This window comes from Pseudomonas sp. NPDC087697 (assembly GCF_044743155.1).
Lineage (GTDB): Bacteria > Pseudomonadota > Gammaproteobacteria > Pseudomonadales > Pseudomonadaceae > Aquipseudomonas.
This window is the reverse complement of record NZ_JBIUVW010000008.1, coordinates 143,592-163,932: the sequence shown is the minus strand read 5'-3', so window position 1 is coordinate 163,932 and position 20,341 is coordinate 143,592. Positions and strand designations below refer to the sequence as shown.

The 20,341-nt window shown below is 58.2% G+C and carries 21 protein-coding genes and 1 pseudogene; 1 reads left to right on the top strand and 21 read right to left on the bottom strand.

Annotated elements, in window-relative coordinates; translation table 11 throughout:
- Positions 1 to 42 precede the first annotated feature (42 nt).
- The 9 genes from ACIPIN_RS09000 to ACIPIN_RS08960 are packed head-to-tail and all read right to left on the bottom strand — an operon-like array spanning position 43 to position 7,504.
- Complete coding sequence (locus ACIPIN_RS09000) at positions 43 to 2,796, bottom strand: conjugative transfer ATPase (RefSeq protein ID WP_401117618.1); 2,754 nt, start codon at positions 2,794 to 2,796, stop codon at positions 43 to 45.
- The gene (locus ACIPIN_RS08995) at positions 2,796 to 3,212 is read right to left on the bottom strand and encodes a TIGR03751 family conjugal transfer lipoprotein (protein WP_401117616.1); all 417 of its coding nucleotides are present in this window, start codon (positions 3,210 to 3,212) and stop codon (positions 2,796 to 2,798) included. Before ACIPIN_RS08995 ends, ACIPIN_RS09000 begins: the two co-directional genes overlap by 1 nt.
- Entirely contained in the window at positions 3,175 to 4,692 is a 1,518-nt protein-coding gene (locus ACIPIN_RS08990) for a TIGR03752 family integrating conjugative element protein (protein ID WP_401117614.1), read from the bottom strand. The genes ACIPIN_RS08995 and ACIPIN_RS08990 overlap by 38 nt, the downstream gene beginning before the upstream one ends.
- Positions 4,682 to 5,494 (bottom strand): TIGR03749 family integrating conjugative element protein, encoded by an 813-nt coding sequence (locus ACIPIN_RS08985; protein WP_401117612.1) that lies wholly within the window; start codon positions 5,492 to 5,494, stop codon positions 4,682 to 4,684. The genes ACIPIN_RS08990 and ACIPIN_RS08985 overlap by 11 nt, the downstream gene beginning before the upstream one ends.
- Positions 5,491 to 6,132 carry a PFL_4703 family integrating conjugative element protein gene (locus tag ACIPIN_RS08980; protein WP_401117610.1) on the bottom strand — a complete coding sequence of 214 codons (642 nt, stop codon included), beginning with the start codon at positions 6,130 to 6,132 and terminating at the stop codon, positions 5,491 to 5,493. The genes ACIPIN_RS08985 and ACIPIN_RS08980 overlap by 4 nt, the downstream gene beginning before the upstream one ends.
- Complete coding sequence (locus tag ACIPIN_RS08975; protein ID WP_401117608.1) at positions 6,129 to 6,542, bottom strand: TIGR03750 family conjugal transfer protein; 414 nt, start codon at positions 6,540 to 6,542, stop codon at positions 6,129 to 6,131. Before ACIPIN_RS08975 ends, ACIPIN_RS08980 begins: the two co-directional genes overlap by 4 nt.
- Before the next feature lie 7 nt (positions 6,543 to 6,549).
- Complete coding sequence (locus ACIPIN_RS08970; RefSeq protein ID WP_401117606.1) at positions 6,550 to 6,921, bottom strand: TIGR03745 family integrating conjugative element membrane protein; 372 nt, start codon at positions 6,919 to 6,921, stop codon at positions 6,550 to 6,552.
- A 17-nt stretch (positions 6,922 to 6,938) separates the two neighbouring features.
- Entirely contained in the window at positions 6,939 to 7,178 is a 240-nt protein-coding gene (locus tag ACIPIN_RS08965; RefSeq protein WP_401117605.1) for a TIGR03758 family integrating conjugative element protein, read from the bottom strand.
- Positions 7,175 to 7,504 (bottom strand): RAQPRD family integrative conjugative element protein, encoded by a 330-nt coding sequence (locus ACIPIN_RS08960; RefSeq protein WP_401117604.1) that lies wholly within the window; start codon positions 7,502 to 7,504, stop codon positions 7,175 to 7,177. Before ACIPIN_RS08960 ends, ACIPIN_RS08965 begins: the two co-directional genes overlap by 4 nt.
- Before the next feature lie 117 nt (positions 7,505 to 7,621).
- Between ACIPIN_RS08960 and ACIPIN_RS08955 the strand changes: the two genes are divergently transcribed.
- The gene (locus ACIPIN_RS08955) at positions 7,622 to 8,704 is read left to right on the top strand and encodes a hypothetical protein (RefSeq protein ID WP_401117602.1); all 1,083 of its coding nucleotides are present in this window, start codon (positions 7,622 to 7,624) and stop codon (positions 8,702 to 8,704) included.
- A gap of 29 nt (positions 8,705 to 8,733) precedes the next feature.
- On the opposite strand, the gene ACIPIN_RS08950 is transcribed toward ACIPIN_RS08955, so the two are convergent.
- The 12 genes and pseudogenes from ACIPIN_RS08950 to ACIPIN_RS08895 form a co-directional block, all read right to left on the bottom strand.
- On the bottom strand, positions 8,734 to 9,465 hold the full coding sequence (locus tag ACIPIN_RS08950; RefSeq protein ID WP_401117600.1) for a TIGR03747 family integrating conjugative element membrane protein: 732 nt from the start codon (positions 9,463 to 9,465) through the stop codon (positions 8,734 to 8,736).
- A 90-nt stretch (positions 9,466 to 9,555) separates the two neighbouring features.
- On the bottom strand, positions 9,556 to 11,661 hold the full coding sequence (gene traD, locus ACIPIN_RS08945; protein WP_401117598.1) for a type IV conjugative transfer system coupling protein TraD: 2,106 nt from the start codon (positions 11,659 to 11,661) through the stop codon (positions 9,556 to 9,558).
- An 8-nt stretch (positions 11,662 to 11,669) separates the two neighbouring features.
- Entirely contained in the window at positions 11,670 to 12,185 is a 516-nt protein-coding gene (locus ACIPIN_RS08940; protein ID WP_401117596.1) for an integrating conjugative element protein, read from the bottom strand.
- Entirely contained in the window at positions 12,182 to 12,730 is a 549-nt protein-coding gene (locus ACIPIN_RS08935; RefSeq protein WP_401117594.1) for a lytic transglycosylase, read from the bottom strand. The genes ACIPIN_RS08940 and ACIPIN_RS08935 overlap by 4 nt, the downstream gene beginning before the upstream one ends.
- Positions 12,712 to 13,431, bottom strand: a complete 720-nt coding sequence (locus tag ACIPIN_RS08930) for a TIGR03759 family integrating conjugative element protein (protein WP_401117592.1) — start codon at positions 13,429 to 13,431, stop codon at positions 12,712 to 12,714. Before ACIPIN_RS08930 ends, ACIPIN_RS08935 begins: the two co-directional genes overlap by 19 nt.
- A 9-nt stretch (positions 13,432 to 13,440) precedes the next feature.
- Entirely contained in the window at positions 13,441 to 14,112 is a 672-nt protein-coding gene (locus ACIPIN_RS08925; protein WP_401117590.1) for a chemotaxis protein, read from the bottom strand.
- On the bottom strand, positions 14,109 to 14,651 hold the full coding sequence (locus tag ACIPIN_RS08920) for a PilL N-terminal domain-containing protein (protein WP_401117588.1): 543 nt from the start codon (positions 14,649 to 14,651) through the stop codon (positions 14,109 to 14,111). The genes ACIPIN_RS08925 and ACIPIN_RS08920 overlap by 4 nt, the downstream gene beginning before the upstream one ends.
- 106 nt (positions 14,652 to 14,757) lie before the next feature.
- A pseudogene (locus tag ACIPIN_RS08915) lies at positions 14,758 to 15,504 on the bottom strand (ABC transporter substrate-binding protein).
- 52 nt (positions 15,505 to 15,556) lie between these two features.
- A complete protein-coding gene (radC, locus tag ACIPIN_RS08910; protein WP_153438634.1) occupies positions 15,557 to 16,051 on the bottom strand; it encodes a DNA repair protein RadC in 495 nt (164 codons plus the stop codon).
- Positions 16,052 to 16,151: 100 nt separating this feature from the next.
- Positions 16,152 to 16,409, bottom strand: coding sequence for a hypothetical protein (locus ACIPIN_RS08905; RefSeq protein WP_169873290.1), 258 nt, complete (start codon positions 16,407 to 16,409; stop codon positions 16,152 to 16,154).
- 71 nt (positions 16,410 to 16,480) lie between these two features.
- Complete coding sequence (locus tag ACIPIN_RS08900; RefSeq protein WP_401117586.1) at positions 16,481 to 17,062, bottom strand: STY4534 family ICE replication protein; 582 nt, start codon at positions 17,060 to 17,062, stop codon at positions 16,481 to 16,483.
- Positions 17,063 to 18,150: 1,088 nt separating this feature from the next.
- Positions 18,151 to 20,118: a DNA topoisomerase III gene (locus ACIPIN_RS08895; protein WP_401117584.1), complete on the bottom strand. Its 1,968-nt coding sequence runs from the start codon at positions 20,116 to 20,118 to the stop codon at positions 18,151 to 18,153.
- Positions 20,119 to 20,341: the final 223 nt, after the last annotated feature.

Genomic DNA, 20,341 nt, shown 5'->3' with positions numbered 1-20,341 from the left:
CTGTGGCCCACTTTCAGGAGTTCGATGCCCGAATAGACTTTCCTATATTGAGCCTATTCCACGCGCTCTATCGATCCGTTCAGCTACCCGGTAAGCCGCTTCCAACTCCGAGCAGCCGTTGTCCTGCATCAATGTCCAGCGCTCGGCTTTTTCCTCGGGCTCCGTCATGGCCAAGGCGAGATAAAGACTGGGAGGTACGGCTCGAAAGAGCGTTTCGAGCTTTTTCGATAGCACCACTCCTTCGGTGTATTTGCCCGGCTCCTTACTGGCGGAGAGCAATAAGGCTTTCTGTGCCGGCGTGAGCTTCTTGAACCGTGCGATTTCCTCAATCTCCGCGGGCGGCATGTTCAAACAAATCCACCATTCGATCATGTTGAGCATGGTCTGCGCAGCAGTGGGAAAGTCGGCAAGGTTTTGCGTCGCCAGCCAGAACCAAGCGCCGAGCTTGCGCCACATCTTCGTCCCCTTGACCACGAACGGTGCCAACAATGGATTCTTGGTGACGATATGGCCTTCGTCGGTGACCATAATGATCGGACGCCCCAGGTACTGGTCGCGTTCGGCGAGGTTGTTCACAGTGTTCATCAGACTGATGTAGCTGATCGACATCTGTGCCTCGTAGCCTTCGCGAGCGTAAGTGGCCAGATCGACAATGGTCACATCGCTCTCGGGCCAAGGCGTGCCCTCGCGATCGAACAGTTCACCCTCAAAACCCTGGCAAAACAGGTCGATGGATTCACCCATTTCCTGGGCGCGCTCGCGGCGTTTTTCCGGCAAGTGCGGATCGGTGGCGACGCGCAGCAAGGCGTTGCGTACGTCGTGGGTCAGCACCTGACGACTCGACGCGACACAGGTCTGTGCCGCATCCAGGATGCACTCGCGAATCAGACTGCGATCGGCCCTGCTTAGGCGCGCTTCCTCCTTGGCCTCGCCGCCAGTGATCATCAGCCGGGCGGTGATTTCCAGTTCGCCGAGAATATCGCGCTGGTCTTCGCGACTCGCTACGGATTCATCATCCCACTCATCGGTCGATAGATTTGCCACCTGATCCGGTTGCTCGACCAGGCGCCAGGCATCGGCGAAGGGCGCAAGACTGACCGAGGCGCCAGGTTTTAACTGGACCTTGTTGACCGACAGGCCCTGTGTCGCGAAGTAGTCGCCCTGCAAGCCGAATGAGTTGCCGGCCTCGACGATAAATAGGCGAGGGCGGTACACCGCCATGATCTGCATCAGCAGGGTGACCAGTGTGGCGGATTTGCCGGCGCCGGTGGGGCCGAACAACAACAGATGACCATTCATGGCTCGGTCCAGGCGTGACAATGGGTCGAAGCTCAACGACGAGCCGCCACGATTGAACAGGGTGATACCCGGGTGACCGGTGCCGGTGCTGCGGCCCCAGACTGGAACGAGGTTCGCCAGGTGCTGGGCGAACATCAGGCGCGTGTACCAGTTGCGCGTATCGCGGGCCGGGTTGTAAGCCATCGGTAACCAACGCAGGTAACTGTTGCAGGCGGCGACTTCATCGCCTTCGCGTACCGGTTGCAGCCCCGCACCCAGCAGCGCGTTGGCAAGGCTGGCCGAGCGCTGGTGCAATTGCTGCTCATCGTGACCGCGCACGTAGAATGCCAGCGTGCCGCGGTACAGCTTATGCTGGCGGCCGATGATCGCACGAGCCTCTTCAACATCTTGGCGGGTCTGGATCGAGGCCAGGTTTTCACCGATGGCTTTGCGCGCCAGGCGGTTCAACTGATCCTCAAGTACATCCTGCGGTTTGACCACCAAGGTCAGACTCATCACCGTACCTTCGGGCAACTGGTCGAACAGGGCATTCACCGCGTCACCCTTACGGGTTTCACCAGTGAGTTGGCCAATCAAGGGTGCCCGGCGCAGCTTGTCCACCACCATCACCCGGTGGGGTTGATCGTCGAAAAACCAGAGTCCGTGCTGCACATCCGAATGCGGTTCATTGAAGAACAGCCGCTCGGCAAAGTCATGATCGAAGGGCAGATCCAGCGACTCACCGTCACCCGACTCCGGATAGGCCACACGGCGGTAGAAATTCTCGGGTGCTTCATCGGTGAGCGTGGGGGCAGGATTGAACCAGGGCACTAACCAGGCATAAAGACCTCGGCCATCGACTCGCGTCGTTTGCACCCCGCATGCCTGCAACGAAGCAGAGATACGTTCGCAAGCCTGATGCAGGGATTGCACCGGGGTGGGTCCTGTCTCCTCCGCGGCAGACTCAAGCCAGCGATAGACCACCAGGCGCACCCGGCGGTTATTGCCACGCCAGGGCAGGCGTGTCACCACTTTATCCTCAAACAGACCGCCAGGCTTGGCTATGGCCTTCAGATGATGGCGGCTGAGCTCCAAATATGCCTCGGTGAAGACCGTGCCTCGCGCTCTGTCTTGGATATAGTCGGTGAACCGGGTCAGGTAGGGGGTGAAGTCGTTGTCGTCCTGGCAGAAAAACTGCACCACCCAAGGCGCTTGATCCAGCTCGTCAAAGCTATCCTGCAGGGCATCCTCAAGGGTATCGCGGGCCGCCATCAACCAATCGGGTTCGCGGCCTTCAGTGCCGATGGGCAGCAACTCGAATACCGCACCCACCGAGCGATTGTCATCGAGCAGAAAACACTGCTCGGTGTCGAGGTACTCGACCCACGGCAGGTGATCGGTGAAGCTAGGGTTGTGCGCATAGAGTGCGGCGTCATCGGCCAACGTGGCGCGAGGGCGTAATGGGTTGCGCCAGGCTTTCCACGCGGGGGTGCGGTTGCCCGAATCGCCGGTACGCACTACAAGTCTTCCTGACGTTCACCCGGTAATGCGTACTGCACACGTTGGTAGAATGGAAAGACGGTCGAGTAACCCGGGACCGGTGCCTGCTCGGTACCACTCAAATGCGGATACACGTACAGCACCAGATCGGGATTGGGCAGGCGAGGGAACAGGTTGCGGATCTCGTTCGCCGCTGTGCGGGTGTACGGTTCTTGGAGAGAAGCGGAGAAATCTGCCTGAGCCAGCGGGCGGCGTAACTGCTGCCGAGCATCCAACAGTTGCTGCTGAGTGCCTTGCGAACCGGCGCCGTTCCAGATGTCCAGCATGGTTTGCTCGCCATGGGGCATCAGCGTGTCCTTGTCGGTGGAACACCCCGTCAGGACCCAGCAGAGCACGCTAATCCAGGTCAGGCAGGGAAGCATGGTCTTTTTCATGGCGAACGCTCCGGCCCTTGGGCTCGTAGTCGATGGTGATCTCATGGTCGAGGTGCAGTGCGACCTGTGCTGCCGGTGGCACGTACACGGCCGCAAAGGCTTCGCCATACAGTTTGTTGACCCACTCGCGGATGTCGCTGACCCCGCCACTGAGAATTGAATTCAGTGCGCTATTGCCACTGCTGCTGGTGACCCCGAAGGCACTGCCGCCCGAACTGATCACGCTGCTGTTGTTTTGCTCATTCCCGAGCAAGGCAGCGACACCCGCGCCGGCCGCAGTAATCAGGCTCTGGCTGCCGAGGTACTGCTGGGCATTCGAGCGGCGCTCGCCGGCAATGCAAGGAATGCCATACGGATCGGACAGGTAACCGAGTCCGCCGCGGATCTTGTCGGTGTTTGAGCTCTGGGAGGTGGAGGCATTGCGGCTGGCTACCGCCTTCGGCTGAGGCACCGTGCGGATGGTGCCATCGGTAAACACAAAGGTGATCGACTCGACCTGTCCGCGTACGCAAGACAGGGTCCAGTCACCGGAGGCTGTGCCGCTCATCACGGCCCCCGCGACGTCCGGCAGGTCGATGCCGTTGGCAGTCAGGTTCTCCGGACCGACCAGCACCTTGAAGGGATAGGGATCATTCACTGTGCCGTCCACCGGGACTCGGCCAATCAGCGCAGTCATGGCGACCGAGCCCATCAGCGTGGCGTTTTCGGGGATCGTGTAGACCGGCTTCGCGCCTTCTGTACGGTCAACGGATCGCGTCAGGTCGCGCTCACCCTTGGTGACTGCACGTAGCTGTTTCTGGCTGCGATCAATCGCGTTATCTTTCAAGCCTTCCAGAGAGTTGAAAGCGGTAGGCAGACTCAGTGCGGAGGAGGTCTTGGTTTTGCCTCGGGCGTCGGTGGACGGAGCATCCGAGGGTTCAATCCACTGCAGCGCATCATTAGCAGAATGCTGCCCTTCGAGCTGAGCCCCATCGCCCGGCTCAAGCCCCAATCCGATCGGCATATCCTTGCCTTTGCCGGTCAGCCCCGACAACTGGTCCTGCAATTGCGTCAGCAGACCGCGAGCCTGACGACTGTCTTGTTCTGCTTTGAGTCGGGCCTCGTTGGCTTGGCGTCGGCCTTCGTCGACCTGCTGGGTTACGCTGCCAAGCGCCGTCTGGATACGCGAATCGACACTGTTTTCCCGCTCGCGCAGGCGGTTGTTTTCCGTCTGCAATGAGTCATTGTGTTTCTTCAAACCGAGCATGTCGCTGCGCATGGCCTTCACCTGGCCGACCAGGGTGGCGACCGTGTCGCGTGGGGTATCGCCAGCAATGCCGAGCGACTTGGCTTGCTCGGCGGATAACTGAATATTGCCCTGATCAACTGGGTGCTCTGGAGAGGGAGTGCTACTACCCGCGACCCAGCTTTTAAGGATGACAAACACCACGGCCAGCAGCGCAGCCGGTACCAGCCATTTGAGCAATGCGTTAGCCTTCATCGTCAGCACCTCGCGCAACGGGCGGGAGCAGCACGGCTTGTTCGAGGCCAGCACCGCGGGTGACGAGGTAGGCAATCGTGGTGTCTTCAGCGCTGCCGACAGGCCCGAGGAAAGCATGCTGGAAGGCCGCGGCAAACAGCTTGGCTTGAAGCCGACGCGGGTCGAGTTGCAGAGTCTCTGAACCACGATTGCGCAACTTCACCGCCGTCACCCAGTAATCACCGAGTCGCCAGGCGGCGATAGGTCTGCTGGACACGTTTTCGGTCGGCAGCAGGGTTGGCAGTTCGGTGCGCAGCTTGAGCGGGACGCGGCGTACACCGGGCAGGGACTCCACGGTGCGCAGAGGCGCGTACAGGCTTTGCGCGGCGTAGCGCGTCAAAGCGACCGGGATCGGTGTACGTTCTGGAACAGGGACGGTGCTAGATTCAGCCTCGGTAGCTTGCATCTGAGCATTCTTGATAATACGCACGGGCTCCAGCGGTTGATCGCCAGGCGTGGCCGCGATATCCAGCAGGATGACCTCGCCCGTCGCGACCGATTGCAGTTGCAGTCGGGTCGGTGCAATGGCTTCCGACGCGCGCAGGTACAGCGTGCCGCCGGTTGATTGCACGCGCAGCTTTCTCGCCAGGGTTGAGGGCACACCGACTCGAACATCCTCATCGACAAAGACCACCCGCTCTTGATTGATCACCAGTGGGACCGCGAGGGGGAGGCGTTCCCAGTGCATCAGTTCGACGGCCCGCGCTGCAGCTCCCCATAGCATCAGTGAGACGGTGAGTCCCAGGGTAGAAATCCGCTTCATGGCTCACCTCCAGGCAGGGAGATTTTTTGCGGAGTGCCCTGATAACAATCCAGTGCCAGCCCCCACTTATTGCGTTCGGGGTCCAGATCAAAACGCACCACGCGTAATGGATAACGCACCACCACCCGTTTCACCGGTTCGGCGGCGTAATACTCATCGGCGTTGAGGTCGAGCTTGACCAGCCAGCTGTCGCGATCGAGTTGCTTGACTCGGAGTTCCGGATCTTCGCTGTAGCCTCGGCCCAGAATTTCGTAGACGCCACGCACCCGCTGGCGCAGTTCGCCGGCGGCCTTGCGGTACTCGTAGTCGTCATCGAGGAAGGCCTTGCAGGAGGGTGTCAGGTAGGACTGCAAGCCATAGATGGCGCGGCGATAGTCCTGCTCTCCATCTGAGGGCCAGCGGTTGAGCTGACCAAAGATGTACAGGGCAAAGGCATACACATTCTCTGAGGGGATATCCCACCACTTGCGAGTGCTGCCCGAGCGCAGATCCGGTGGTACATGCACGGTCAGATCGGTAGGTGCCAAGCGCCAGCCGTACCAGAGCCCGGCACAGACCAGGGCAAGGATCATTACCGCCAGACGCAGGCTGAAGATATGGGCCTGTTGGGCGTCCACCTTGTTCCGAAAACGACTCATGGTTGCCACCGGGACAGGGCAGGGCGCAGTCGACGCGAACGGCGAACCGTCCAGGCGCCAGAGTGGAGAATCAAACTTCCGCGCCCCAGGCGCCAACGGCTGGCGAGTATCCATTCAAGCTTGCGGTACAACCAGGTCTCGGGGCGAGCCCGTTTGACCCGACGCAGTAGTGTGCCACCGGCAAATAACACCACCGCCATGCTTGCGATCATGCTGGTCGGCGCCACGGCAATGGAGGCGGTGGCGATCGCCAGAGGAACGCCCAGCAGCAGGCCAATGACGGCGCCGGTGCCGAGCGCTACCCACATCTCATCATTGGTTAAACCGCGCAATACGGCGGGATCACGATTGAGTCGCTCTGGCAGAAAGACCAAAGTGCCGTCGGCAAGGCGTTCGATAGCGTCGTTCATGCCAACCTCACAGAATAGCGGCAGCCTTGGTCAGGAACCAGATGATGATCACCACCAGCAGGGCTCCGATGCCGACTACGGCGCCGAGGTCTTTCCAAGTCTTGCGCTGGTTCTGCACGTCGGCATAGACGGTCAGGGAATGCCAAGCCACACCGAGAAAAGCGAGCAAGGCGATCAGCAGGCCGAGCAGGATGCCGCCGTCGTAGGCATAGTTTTTTATCGTCTCGATCAACCCGCTGCCTTCACCACGCGAAGGTGCTTCCAAGGTAGGTAATTGGGCAAAGGCCAGGCTCGGACCGAGCACCAGCAACAGACCGATCAGGCGCTGACTGGCACGATCACGCAGATTGTTTTTCAGGGGTACAAAACACTTGAACATGGCGGTGATTTCCTGGGTTAGGACAGGGTGAAGAACATCAAAACCAGCAAGGTGAGAAGTACTCGTGCGGCGCTGCCGCCAAACGCTCCGAAGCGCACGCTGCCGGCCGACCACCCTCGGTAAGCCGTCCACATCACCCAGGTACACCAAAGCAACGCCAGGACGAGAACCAGGGACAGCCACAGCGTCGAACTGCTCTGTGCCGAAAAGCCGGAGGCGTTTTGGAACGCTGCGATCTGAGCGTCAGTCATGCTCATGGCAAGGACTCCGCGGACGGCGTGTCGAGGCGGTATTCGCCAACCAGTTCACTGGGATCGCGAGGTTGAGCGCGGGAAGGGGATAGATAGCCCTGCACACCTTGGCGAATGCGCTGGATATCCTGAGTCAGGCGAGGGTAGTCAAAGCGATAACGTGTATTTGATTCAGGTGCTTCGTAACGTGAGGCCTGTTGCATCAACGTGTCGAGAGTATCGAGCTGTCGGATGAGTAGACTGAGCTGCTGCTCCTGCTCGCCCGCTGCAAAGCTGTCGCTGTGAACTGCGATCAGAGTGAGCATGAGAAAACGAATAGGAAAAACGGACATTGTGGTGGTCCCGACGTTGGTCTGGAATTAAGATCTCCGAGGGAAGAGGGAACGTCAGCAGATTATTCGAGCTGGGTGCGATCGGTTTTGATTCAGTTGTTTTTAAGGATGGTAGTAGTGGAAGGAATTAAAGAAAAAGTTATAGTTGAGGTCGCGGAGCGTCTACATGGCCGCACTGACGAAGAAATTTTCCAATTTTTTATATCAACTGAGACGTTTGCAAGAAAATACGCTATCAGTTACGAGCTAGAAGGGCCAATGCATTTGGTTCTCGATAACAGCATTATTCAGTCTTTTAAACATAGAGCGTCTAAGCCGAATCGCGATTTGCAGGCGTTATCATATACCGCATTTACTAGGTTTGTAACAGGCTGGAGCGATCGAAAAACCTACTTGGCTGTGACTCCGGCAGCCCTTTATGAACATATGGGGCGTCGGGGAAATATTACCTCTGCTGAAGCATTAGGTGCACTTGAAGAGCTTCAATTGTTTTTCGCTGATACAGGTCTCCGCATGACATGGGTCGGCTTTAAGTCGGTTGAAGGCTTGGTAAAAATTCTTGCGGCGGTACATGCTGACGATATATACCTTACGCAGTATTTTAAAGAAATAGAAGAGATGAGTTGGAGGAAAGATTTAGAGGCGCCTTTTGGTGTGAAAATTCCTCTTGGTATTGCGTATCGTGAAATACCTGATGACTTGCCCTTGAAATATTTTGATCCCTGGTATGTTAAATTTGTACTCGCTAGTCGAATTGAACGCGCAATCATCCGGCAATCACAGCATAACCCTGATGCACTTCCGATTGGGAGTGGTCCAATGGCGGATGCTTTAGCTGATCTCAATAATTTCAATAAGAAGGGCGCTTTATTGGGCCTGGGAGATATCGATATGTTGCAAGTATGTGATGGCTCCCGACAGTATCAGCAGAAATCCGGTTATGTTTTGGTAGGGCAGACGCTGGACGATACCCTCGCTGACGTCCTGAGGCATCGACAATCATACGTCGAGAGCGTGGGAGTGGAGTTTGGGACCCCTCATACGGAGCACCAAATCAAAGACATGGTTTATTTTATGTTTTCAAAACCATTCTCTGAACATCAGAAGCGTGGTGAATGGATTTGGCCTAAGTTGAAGGACTTCATGAGTGCAATCGCCACTGCCTGCAAAAAAGCGAGTACGAACTCCAGTCATAGCTAATGCTTTGAGAAAATGTTGGCTGCCAAATTTTAAAGATATTTCTTGAATGTTGCTGCGGTGATTGCCGTTGCTATCCCAAGCATTGCGGCGCACGGTAAAAAAATAACGAGTGGATTGAGCGAAAAGGGCAGGGACAGGTAAATGATCCAGGGCACGAGCAGCACTGGTGTCACAGCTCGTTTAGCACGATGGTAGACAAAGCTGCTTTCGCGCCCTGCCCCGAACTTGCGCAGGTCGCGGCGCATCAAGCCATCGACAAAACCAGTAAACATGGCCAGCAGAAACAGGGGGGCGGCCAGGACCAGAATGGTCAGGCGCACCACGAAGGTAAAGGTCACATACACTGCGGCCAATACGAAATCCTCAATGCTCACGTAGAGCTGGTTGATCCAGCTCCAGAAGCCGTTGCCCTGGCTCGACACCCGCGCCTGCCGGGCAAAATCCGCAAAACCGGTCTTGACCAACAACCATTGATTGAGAAAATCCAGCCACTGGATAATCGTCTGTCCGGGTTGTTGGAGGATGAGAGAAGATTTGAAGTGCTCACTCAGCCAGCCCAGTTCGTTCGTCAACATGGCTTGGCTGTGCCGCCAACCCTGATCGCCCCAGAACAGCAGCAAACCGGCGAACTCGATGAGGATCGAAAACAGCAACGAGGCGATCAGCAAACCGATGATGCGTAAAACCAAGCCAATCGCCGAGACGATTAATCCCGGGCGCTGGATCGGTTGTGGTGACGTGTTCTGGGCGGAAGTCGCCATCGTTCACTCCATTGCACGCTGCGGAGTTGATGTGGGCACGGCTCCTGCCGAATACGTGTTTGCTGAATCGAAACCTGTGGCGGGGCCGGGCTACCCCACCTGATCCAGATCGAAGTTTGTTGTTGGACCGCCACCGCTTGCGCTCCACCATTGTCCTGCCTGCTCGTTATAGGTGGCCCGCATTCGCTGGGTAAGCTCCTGCAGGTCTTTGGGCATGGCATCGTCGTTGGAGGGTTTTGGCAACGGCATGCGGACTTTCCAGAGCTGGCCACCGGCCTGGAAGGAGAACATTTGCCCTTTGGGCAAACTGACGATGTGAGCAGGCTCGATCAGCGGCACACTGGTGCTGCTGACACGGTCCTGTGAGGACGAGGTGAAGTCCGTGTTGGCTTCCGGATCGGAGGTGTCGGTGGCACCCGACACCAGGGTCTTGGTCAGCACATTAACCTTGGGCAACTGCTGGGTGAGTAGTTCAGCGGTGGCGGTTTCGCGCACCCGCAGCATTTGCAGGGTGTTGAAGTTGCCGATGACCTGACCGGCCTTGGCGCGATTACCAATGCGAGCTTCGATATCGCTGAGGGTCTGGGTGTAGGCGGTTACCTGGATACCGGCGCCGCCACCCTTGTTGATCAGCGGAATGAACTCATCACCCATCAACTCGTTGAACTCGTCAGCGTGGAGGTTGATGGGGAGCTTGTTGGCACTGCTGTCTGATTGGGGCAGGCCATGGTCGATGCCGTGTTTGTAGATGTGTCCGGCAACCGAGACCAAGTCGGCGAACATGGAGTTACCTACAGCGGCGGCCACCTCGGCGTCGGTCAGCGCATCCAGGCCGACGTAGACGATGCCGCGCTTACGGATGATCTGCATCCAATCGAAGATTGGTCGTGGGTCATTCAGATCGGTGTAATTCGGTGCAAGCAACTGGGCCGTCTTGCCGGTGGTGAGTTTCTCCAGCAGCGGGAGTAGCGACGCAACGATTTTGTCGAAGTAAGTACGGTCATATCGTACCGCCGAACGCAGTCCGTCCATTACCGGATCAAATACCCGTTTGGCCGCCAGGTATTGTTCGATGGCCACCACGCGCTTTTCGCGTCCCACCATATGCCGGGGAATGTTCTTCTCGGTGAGCTTGCCTTCAAGCTGGACGATCACTTCCCACGCCTTAGGGTCGGTCTTGGCAAAAAACTGCTGGGCGTATTCGATGAACAGCGCGTCGATATTGACCACATGTCGCTGGATCTGCAGGTAGTCTGGGCGTCGGCCCAACTCGATCAGGGCGCGGGCGATGATGTTGACGAAACGCCAGGCGAACTCGCGAAAGGCCGCGGAGTTACCTTCACCGCTAAGCTGCCCGGCGATGCGTGAAGCCACTTCCGAGATACGACCGAAACGTCCCACTGCGTTGTAGCGAGCGGAGATCTCCGGCCAGCCTAGATGGAAAACATAAAACTCCTTTCCCCGACCAGCGCGTTTGGCTTCGACGTACATGCGCTTGAGCAGGTCGGCATCGCCCTTCGGATCGAAGACAATCACTACCTCGTGTTCGACGCGGTGTATGTCCTGGGTGATGTACACCTCGGCGAGCCGCGTCTTGCCGACGCGGGTAGTGCCGAGCACCAGGGTGTGTCCGACCCGTTCGCCCAGCGGCAGACTGACTTCTGTTTCGTCAGGCTCGACCCCATGCAACAGCGGCGTGCCACCTACTGGGGGCAGAGGGCGCAACGGATTGAAGGCACTGTCCCAGGCGGTGGCACGGGCCAATGTAGAGAGCGGAAACGGTGCATGTTCCAGGCGGCGTTCGAGTCCGCGTGCCAGACGATAGCGCGTCGGTTGGTCGACATAGTGAGCAACAACCGGATCCTGGGCCTCGACCAAGCGCTGGGTGTGCAGGCGGGTCCAGCGAAAGCCGCGGCCCATAAACAAACGCTTGCGGCTGACCGGAATCTGCCGGCTGGTCAGTTCGTAGCGGGGCAGCCGGCGGATATTGCGCCGATAGCGCAGCACCTCCCAGGCTTGTCGCAGGCGGATAAGGCCGAACAGGATATAGGCTAGCGCAGCAACCAGCCCGATCTCGGGTGATAGGGCCACAGCCCAGGGCGAGTACACGCACAACACCGCGGCGGCGACGCAGATAGCTACGGTGTACAGCTCCACCGCTGGGCGGAGCTTGGACTCCATCGCATGCTCGGCCATGACCTTACTCACTGTTCCAATGAGGTGGCGGTGATCAAGACGGGGTAGTGCTCAATCTGCAGGCGGGTGGCGATGTCGTTGCCGTTGACCGGCAGGATGGTGATGTCCGGAGCGGCTGCTCGAATTCGGGCCAAAGCTTCGGTATCGGTTACTTCGACGGCGAGGCCCGCCGCGTCCATTTCCTGCAGTTCAGCAGCGCGTTGACGCAGCCAAGTCAGCGACTGGGGATCGTCACCGACCAGGAAAAACGGCCGCAAGCCCGGCATGCTCAGAGTGCGAGACGTGATCCGGCCGGGGCTCAAGTGAGAGCTGCGGATCGGCAGTATCCAGGCTTCATCGGCAAAGGTGGACAGATCCGCATGCATGGCCCGATCAGGATGGGTTTTGTTGTTTATGGGCGGCCTGGCAACTTGAAAATGGGGTAGGGTGAAGTCGCCAGCCGGATCCCCGACTATGGGTGGTTTTGCCTGGGCGACAGGTGCCAAAAGTAGGATGAAATAACAGATATGGGGTATTTGCTTCATGGCGGTGTACCCTGTTCGAAGGAGACCAGCAGCCGTTCAAGTTGCCGGGAGAAGCCTGCGCGATAACGTGCAGCCAGCATTCCTCCCGCCGGGCGGTGATAGCGCCCGGCGGCCAACACCCAATCACCGGTGGCGGCGTGATGCTCCTGCAACAGCGCGGCGGTGACGGCGAGATTTCGGTAGGGGTCAAGGGCTTCGCAGGGACTGGAAAAACGTTGCCCGTGGTAACCCAGGTTGGTTTGTCCAAGACCGACATCGACCCGCTTGGCGTCATGCAGGGCGAGCGCCTGAAGTAAGGCGTGACAGGCGGCCTGGCGAGTGGCGAAGCGGTAAGAGCTACCGGCGATGTTCAGGGTCCACGGCCAGGGCCGCAGTCGACCACGGACGCGGGTACCACTCTCCTGCAGGGCAATCGCGAACAGCACCGTAGAAGGGATGTCGGCGTCATGCGCCGCCAATTGGTAGGCTGGAGGCGGAAGTTCGTCGGCCTGGGCGGCGAGCACCGTCAGCAGGAGCGCAATAGCACTCAGTCGAGGCGTTGCCATTGTCCATTCACCTGTTGAAATGTGGCAGGCAATGGCCCCGGGGCACCCAGGCTGAACCAGCGACCATGGTCATGGTTCAGGGTGATCTGCCGGCGTTGAACCTTGGCCGGATTGATGTCTGCTTGCCGAGCCCAGCTACGGACGCGTTCATCCTCACCTTGGCTGCCCACCAGGTAGATATCGAACGCCGTTTCACTGCTTTGCAGACGCTGCGCTTCGGCGGCGCACGCTGGGCAGTGGTCCTCAACAAACAGGGCTTGGCGTGGCACGAGCGAGGAACTGGCAGCGAGCGGGGATGCCATACCCTGGATCGGCAACAACCCAGGAAACAGCTTGGCCCAGGCCGCGGTGTAAGCGTTTTGGTAGGCCAACTCGCGCTCGGCACGTTTGGCTTCCAGCGCTACCTGTAATTCGGCATAACGCTGGCGCTCTTGGTCGGTCGGGGCCTCAACCCCGAGTGCGGTCAGCGGGTCGAGGTTTGGGCTCCAGAAACCACGCGGACCGGCTTGGATCTGTTCGAAGCGTGCCCACTCCTGCTCCGTCAGACCCCAGCTCGCCGCCTGTTCAGAGTCAGAGCGCCTCAGGGGAGCAGACTGGGTGTCCTGGAACCGTGACTGTGTCGTGACGGGGTTGCCCATCGAAGCGCCCGTGGCCAGTAGAGAAACGAGACAGACGACGGCGGGCAGTAGCGCTCTGTTCATGATTGTTGCTCAAGGGAGTTGCACGGTCTGGTCTGGCTGAGCGGCCACCGCGAAGATGGCTGAGTTCGGCTCCAGTACTTTCAGGTACCAGGCTCCGAGCTGCTCACCACTATGTAGCAGCCGGACATCTCTGAGAGCGCGACTGTCATGAGGTGCGACTGCCAAAAAGCGCTCACCACCACGGGACTCGATCCCAAACACTGAGAACGGTGGCGAGAGCGGGGCGGGCTTGGGGCGAACGGTCTTTTTTGGCTTAGTCGCGGAAGACGTCGGTGGTGGAGTTGATGGCTGAGTTTTGAGCTCCAGGAGCTGCTGCTCGACGTGCTCAAGGCGTGCGCGTAGTGATGTCAGGTCTGCCACGGTGGCGCGGGCTACCAGACCGTCGCGCAGTTCCTGTATTTCTTGCGCCCACTGATCCAACATCGGATCGAGGGTATTGGCCTGTTGCTCGCCGGTATCGACCATCTGCTTCAGGTCTTTCAGCGCGTACTGCAGCTTCTCCTGGGCGTCCTTGAGGGCGCTTGAATCACGTTGCAGGGTGTCCAGAGTTTGTAGGTGCTGAGTGTTCGTACGCTGTAGTTCGGCCACGCGTTGATACTGGTTGTACAAACCACCGCTCAGCCCGGCGACCGCCAGGCAAAGTAAGCCAACAATGAGGGTTTGAAACGTTGAGGCTTTCATGGCCGAGCCTCCGATTGATGGGGCAAGACGGGTGTGATCAGCGCAACACCGGCATCCGTTTTATGCTGTTCGAAGCAGACCGAACGGCTGACTTCATCGGTCGTGAGTTGCCAGGCGGGGCCAGCCAGCACTTGTAGCGCGCGGCGCAAAGGGATTGGACCAAGCCGGTAATGGGCTGCAGGCAGAGGCCGGGTAAAAAGTACCTTCACGGGCTCGGAAGCAGGGCAGAGCGAATAACCCGAGCGCTGCAATACGTACTGCAACGCATCCTGCACCGAAGGGCTCAGGTTGGACGGGATGTTCACTTCAATGATTTGGGCAAGAAGGTCGCGTTGTTCCGTGGTGGGCTCGGTGCTGACCAGCGTGTAGCGGCCATAACGAAGTTCTGCCGGATGGCTTCCTTCGGCTGTACCCCTCGAGAGCTGGGCCCGATTGGAGCCGCTGTCGATCTTCGGGGTGGTCGGCATTGTGTTGGGGATTTGCGCGGTGCAGGCGCTCAACAAACCCAGCAGGCAGACAGGGGTGAAAAAACGCTCCATGGAAAAAACCTCATGTCAGATTCAGTGCAGAACCTGACATGAGGTGAAGGAGCGATTCAGTGAGAAAGTTGATTCAAGGCGGGTCGTGTTAAAGCAGAACGCGTTGTTACTCATCAAAAATGACGAGTCCATCCAAGACGGTGGCGTCGGGGTCGAAGATCAACAATCGCACATCCGCCAACGCCGCCAGGTACAACACCGTAACCAGGGCTTCCGGTGTGCCGGCGTGGAGTTGCTCTTGTCCCAAGCTTGAATAACGTTTGCCCTCAATGTTCAGCAAGTTCTCGTCTGTCCATGGTGTGCCGATCAGCTTGCAACCGATGCCGCAGCAATCCGGCAACGCGAAAAGCTCGAACAAAAGGCCGGTTTGCCTCGGAGCGGAGTGACTGACCCACCCTTCCAGGTAGAACATCGCTTCTTCAGAAAGGTGTGCGGTACTGATCTCCCAGGCTCAACTGTAGTGTCCCGTTTCGAAGCGCAAGTGATGGATCATGGCTTGGGCTTCTTCCAGGGAGTACAGATCGCCGACGTGATGCTGCTCGTTGAACATCTCGCCCATCACGGCGTAGATCACTTGGCGCACCAACCCGGTGGACTGGCAGCGTTCATCCAGCTCCTCCGGAATGGATTGGCCTTCGCTGATCAAGGCGAAATCGTCGTTGAACAGGCAGGGGAACAGTTGCAGCTTATTGTCGGGCAGATGGGCCTGTGAGTCGTGCACGGGTCGAAAGCAAGGCGGGCAGTCGTCTTCGTAGGTGATCAGTAGTAGCCGTTCGATATGAAGGTTGTCGTAGCCGCGAGCAAATGGGTTTGAGGCTGCCGGCAGGGTTGGGGCTTGGAATGTGGGGTTCATGGGGGCGCTCCAGGATGAACATGAACAACGCGCCCGAAGACGCCTGTGAGGGTTAAAGCCAGCCATATTCGGCAAGGGAGAGCGGACGACCTTCACCCACGATGAAGTGATCCAGTACGCGCACTTCGATCAAGGCCAAGGCCTCTTTCAATCGTGCGGTCAAGACGCGATCCGCCTGGCTGGGTTCTGTACAACCTGAGGGGTGGTTATGAACAAAAATGGCGGCCGCGGCGTTATGCGCTAGGGAACGCTTAACGACTTGGCGGGGGTAAACGCTGGCGCCATCAATGCTGCCGTGAAAGAGGACTTCGAACGCCAACACCCGGTGTTTGGCATCGAGAAATATCACACCGAAGACTTCATGCTCTTGTTGCACAAGATGCAGTTTTAGGTATGAGGCCACAGCGTCAGGCGACGTCAGGTTAGGGCCGCGGGCGAACAGCCGACGATCCAGAATATGCAGTGCTTCGTCGATCACCTGGTTTTCTTGGACGATACGATCAGCCTCGAAATCCGAGGTCTCAATCAGTGTGAGTTGGGTGCTCATGGTGGTACCTCCGAAGGGAACAATCAGGGGTACACGCCCGAGGGGAGTGGTGTCCCCGAGGTGGGTGTGGAGTCGCGGGCGTTAGCAGATGGCGCGCTGTTTACAGCCGCGTGAATCGGTGGCGTTGACCGTGTAGGGGCGAACCACAGCCGTCGCAGGGTAATGGGGAAAAAGCTTTTATTCCCCAGCCAGTTTCGGGATCGAAGTCGGCACTGATGGGCATTAACCGAACCAGTCCTCGATGGATGCCGGCGATGCGTTTCTCAATTTCATCCGTCGTGTAATAGAGCGATAACGTGCTGTAGTCCTCGTAAGCAGTAGCGAACAGGCACTCGTCGCAAAGCCAGAAGGATTCCATGTTGGTTCTCCTGTGCGAATTGAAGAAAAGGCGCTCAGGGGAGCGCCTTGATGAGGAACATCGTGGACTGTTCAGTCGGACTGAACGGTACGGGTGGCATCACGGCGGGCCGTGCGCGGAGTGGGTGGAGATTCAGGTTCGACCCGAGCCTCTGTTGGGTTTTCGGTCTCCTCAGCTTCGGCATCAGCCGGTGGTGGGGATGGCTCACTGTTTGGCGCTTGCGCAGCAGGTGCTGTTGCTTCCTGCCTGGCGGGCGCTTTGTACGCGAACGTGCCGTTGACCTTGACCCAGTCGATGAACAGCAAACGACCTTTCAGGCTGGCGCCTGGTTGACCTTGTTTATCGCCTTTCTCGTAGAGAAAAGGATCGATCCACAGGTCGCCGATACGGAATGACAGCAAGACCTTTTTCTCGGCTTTGACGGCGTCCATATAGAGACGAGTCAAGCGTTCAGCTTCACCCCCAGCGACTTTGCAGTCGAAGCGGGTGTACTCCACCGCATTGGTGGCACCGTGCAGGGCTGCAATATCGCAGGCCATGAATGGCTGGCCGCGGCGGACTTGTACTTCACGAACACGGTTGAGGTAACCGATACCGACGGTGTGCAGATTGAAGTAAGTGATCGCTTCTTGGGATTGGTTGGCGTGGGCCATGATGGTTCTCCTGTTTCAAGGGAAAACGGCGACGCACAGTCCCTGACGGGGAAGTGAGCCCCCGTCAGGGTGGGTAAGGTGAAGGCAAGCAATGAACGACTCGCCACCGGCAAGCCGATGACGATCAGAACGATGTGCTTGGGGGAATAGCAGTGCAGCAGAAGAGCGTCTGCGGTGGTGATCCGCAGGCATGGGGTAGTGGGCATTCATCACCGCTGAAGCGGTAACCGCGCGAGCTTCCGAACGCTAATCGCACTTGGGTAAACCACCACGAACGTGGCGTAGCCTTGAAGGTTCAAGCTACCTGGGCTGGGCTGTCAACGACAGCGAACCACGCCCTTTGTATAAGCCTGTCACAGGGGCGCGTCAAGACGCTGAAGCCCGATTTTTTAAGGACGGAATACAGTGGTAGTCACTGGAATGAAAAAATGAAGAGGGGGCCTGACGGGTAGCCAGGCGAGGAAGAGAAAAGCCACCTTTGGCGCTCTTATGCAGTCGACAAGCTCCTCGCAAAGCCTGGTTTAACTGCGTCATGATTCGCCAACCGACCCTTGTTGTGGCCTGGGTCGGAACATGCTGGCACGCATCCGCGCACAAAGGGTGCCCAGTGTTTCCCCGGTGGGCTCCGGGACTGAATACGATCACCGAAGCGGATGACCGCTATTGCCTGGCAGAGGCAACAGTGGTCATCCGCCACCACGATCAGGTCGAGCACAAAACGGGAATGAAATTCCGCAGAAGAGACGGCTCCGAACTCAAGGAGTCCGACCGAGCTACCCGGAGCGAATCGGTCTTGGGTCGCCGTTGGCGATGATCCTGAGGCACTACAGCAGAGAGGGTGGGATGACGTCAAGGCAGAGAGCGTCCCCTCAAAGGCCCCTATATCGAATGCGAGCGAATGAGCTCACTTGTTGGCGAGATGAGCGGCCAATTGTTTGACAGTTGCCAAGATAAAGGCACGGTCGCTTTCTTTGCCTTGGCCCGTGAAGTCGGACACCCCCTAATCGACTTAGAAAGGGATCAGCCGCCGTTGATGATGCACTGACCACTACATCGCTCCAATACTCACGTTGATCTCCAATGGCGCGTCATGGGCGACGCGCATCTTTACTGATCGACACAGTGCCCTTGCAGTCTGGGTAGTGGGAGCATGACCAGAACGGTCCTGATTTCCCCTTTCGTTTGAGCATTGAGGCGTTGCAAATGGGGCAGGCCGGGCCGGCTTCGACAGGTATGGCTAAAGTAAGTGAGCCGCAGTGTGCGACCAACTGCGCAATCCAGTTCGCCTGCTTGGCGACGAATTCAGCCAGAGTCAGGCGTCCCGCTTCGATTTCGTCCAGAGCCTGTTCCCAGATCGCGGTCATACCCGGATCCGCGACCGCAGCGGGTACCGCTTCAATCAGGGTATGAGCCGCCGCGGAGGCCATTAAGGCGCGTTTTTTCTTCAGCAAATAACCGCGATCAATCAACCCCTTGATGATGCTGGCTCGCGTGGCTTCGGTACCAATACCGGTGGTGTCCCGCAGTTTCTGTTTCAGGCGTGGGTCGGTGACCAGCTTGGCCACGTTTTTCATGGCCTTGATCAGATCGCCCTCGGTGAGAGGTTTGGGAGCGGCGGTGCGCATGGACTTGAGTTCGACGTCGTCCACTGCGCACTGAGTACCCTGTTGCAAGACGGGTAAGACTTGGGACTTGTGACTGGGCTCATCCTCCTCGGTGTTTTCGTAGAGCAAGCCTTTCCAGCCCTGAACCAGGATCTGTTTGCCAACAGCGGTCAATCGCTCTTCGCCACACTCCAGTTCGACCTGGGTTCGATCAAACTCATGATGCTGAAGAAATTGCGCGAGGTAGTGGCTACGGATCAGTTCGTAGACGTTGCGCTCTTGTTCAGACATCCGCGCAAGGTTCGCCGGCTCGGTGGTGGGAATGATGCCGTGATGCGCTGTGACCTTAGTATCGTTCCATACTCGGGAACGCAATGACCGATCGAGTCTTTCAAATGAGGGCTGTAGCGCGGGATCTGTTTTGAGCAGGGCATCGAATACCGCGGGTACCTCGTCGAACATACTCTCTGGCAAATAGCGGCAATCGCTGCGCGGGTAGGTGGTGGCTTTGTGGGTTTCATACAGGGCTTGGGCGATGTTTAGGGTTTCCTGAACGCCGAGTCCCAGCTTGCGCGAGCAGATTTCCTGCAGGGTGCTCAGATCGAAGGGCAGGGGCGGCGGTTCTCGGGAATGCTCAGTCTGCAGCGAGACTACTGTGGCGGTCTTACCACTAAAGATCGCTTGGGCCGTCTGACTGGCAAGTGCCTGCTGCAGGCAACGACCGGCTTCATCTCGTCCTGAGCTTGGTGGTAACCACGACGCGATGAATGGTTGCCCCATGGAGGACAGGTGCACATCCACCTCCCAGTAGGGCTCCGAGACGAAGCTGGCAATCGCACGATCCCGATCGACCACCAAGCGCAAAGTGGGTGTCTGGACGCGTCCAACCGACAATACACCGTCATAGCCCGCCCGCCGACCAAGAAGGGTAAACAAACGGCTGAGGTTCATGCCGATCAGCCAGTCGGCGCGGCTGCGGGCGAGGGCTGAGTGGTAGAGCGGGAAGGTCTCCTGACCGCTTTTCAGCGAGGACAGTGCCTTGCGAATCGACGCCTCGTTGAGTGCGGACAGCCAGAGGCGCTGGACGGGGCCTCGATACTTGCAGAGCTCCAGCAGTTCGCGGGCAATCATTTCACCTTCGCGGTCGGCGTCGGTGGCGATTACGACGGTGGTAGCTTCGCTGAGCAGGCGTCTGATGACGTTGAACTGTGCCGCAGTCTTGGGTTTGACCTCGATCTGCCACTGAGCAGGAATGATCGGTAGATGATCCAACGACCAGGATCTGTACTTGTCACCATAGGCTTCAGGTGGGGCCGTCTCCAGCAGATGGCCGATACACCAGGTGACGGTTGAATCGGTGCCGATCAGGCAACCATCACCACGCCGAGTGGCCCCGAGTACCTTGGCGATGTCCCGACCCTGGGAAGGTTTCTCGCAGAGGAATAGGCGCATAGAACTGCTCCGGATTGAGTTCGGAGCAGCGTTGTTGGAAACAGCAGGTGAGAGATATGAGAAACCTGAATCGAAGGCTCCTCATATTAGTCAGTCAGGACAGCCAGGAATGGGACGAGGTTGTACTCCGTCGCAGTCCGACGACAGTGTGGATTTTCACGAGCAGCGCGTAGTAACACGCCAGCAACTTCGCGCAAAGGCGCAATTTTTATGCCTGAAGTCT

Excerpts from the sequence above, each read along its gene's own strand:
- ACIPIN_RS08995 (WP_401117616.1), bottom strand. The coding sequence starts at position 3,212 with ATGAAAAAGACCATGCTTCCCTGCCTGACCTGGATTAGCGTGCTCTGC.
- ACIPIN_RS08990 (WP_401117614.1), bottom strand. The coding sequence starts at position 4,692 with ATGAAGGCTAACGCATTGCTCAAATGGCTGGTACCGGCTGCGCTGCTG.
- ACIPIN_RS08985 (WP_401117612.1), bottom strand. The coding sequence starts at position 5,494 with ATGAAGCGGATTTCTACCCTGGGACTCACCGTCTCACTGATGCTATGG.
- ACIPIN_RS08980 (WP_401117610.1), bottom strand. The coding sequence starts at position 6,132 with ATGAGTCGTTTTCGGAACAAGGTGGACGCCCAACAGGCCCATATCTTC.
- ACIPIN_RS08975 (WP_401117608.1), bottom strand. The coding sequence starts at position 6,542 with ATGAACGACGCTATCGAACGCCTTGCCGACGGCACTTTGGTCTTTCTG.
- ACIPIN_RS08970 (WP_401117606.1), bottom strand. The coding sequence starts at position 6,921 with ATGTTCAAGTGTTTTGTACCCCTGAAAAACAATCTGCGTGATCGTGCC.
- ACIPIN_RS08965 (WP_401117605.1), bottom strand. The coding sequence starts at position 7,178 with ATGAGCATGACTGACGCTCAGATCGCAGCGTTCCAAAACGCCTCCGGC.
- ACIPIN_RS08960 (WP_401117604.1), bottom strand. The coding sequence starts at position 7,504 with ATGTCCGTTTTTCCTATTCGTTTTCTCATGCTCACTCTGATCGCAGTT.
- ACIPIN_RS08950 (WP_401117600.1), bottom strand. The coding sequence starts at position 9,465 with ATGGCGACTTCCGCCCAGAACACGTCACCACAACCGATCCAGCGCCCG.
- traD (WP_401117598.1), bottom strand. The coding sequence starts at position 11,661 with ATGGCCGAGCATGCGATGGAGTCCAAGCTCCGCCCAGCGGTGGAGCTG.
- ACIPIN_RS08940 (WP_401117596.1), bottom strand. The coding sequence starts at position 12,185 with ATGAAGCAAATACCCCATATCTGTTATTTCATCCTACTTTTGGCACCT.
- ACIPIN_RS08935 (WP_401117594.1), bottom strand. The coding sequence starts at position 12,730 with ATGGCAACGCCTCGACTGAGTGCTATTGCGCTCCTGCTGACGGTGCTC.
- ACIPIN_RS08930 (WP_401117592.1), bottom strand. The coding sequence starts at position 13,431 with ATGAACAGAGCGCTACTGCCCGCCGTCGTCTGTCTCGTTTCTCTACTG.
- ACIPIN_RS08925 (WP_401117590.1), bottom strand. The coding sequence starts at position 14,112 with ATGAAAGCCTCAACGTTTCAAACCCTCATTGTTGGCTTACTTTGCCTG.
- ACIPIN_RS08920 (WP_401117588.1), bottom strand. The coding sequence starts at position 14,651 with ATGGAGCGTTTTTTCACCCCTGTCTGCCTGCTGGGTTTGTTGAGCGCC.
- radC (WP_153438634.1), bottom strand. The coding sequence starts at position 16,051 with ATGAGCACCCAACTCACACTGATTGAGACCTCGGATTTCGAGGCTGAT.
- ACIPIN_RS08905 (WP_169873290.1), bottom strand. The coding sequence starts at position 16,409 with ATGGAATCCTTCTGGCTTTGCGACGAGTGCCTGTTCGCTACTGCTTAC.
- ACIPIN_RS08900 (WP_401117586.1), bottom strand. The coding sequence starts at position 17,062 with ATGGCCCACGCCAACCAATCCCAAGAAGCGATCACTTACTTCAATCTG.
- ACIPIN_RS08895 (WP_401117584.1), bottom strand. The coding sequence starts at position 20,118 with ATGCGCCTATTCCTCTGCGAGAAACCTTCCCAGGGTCGGGACATCGCC.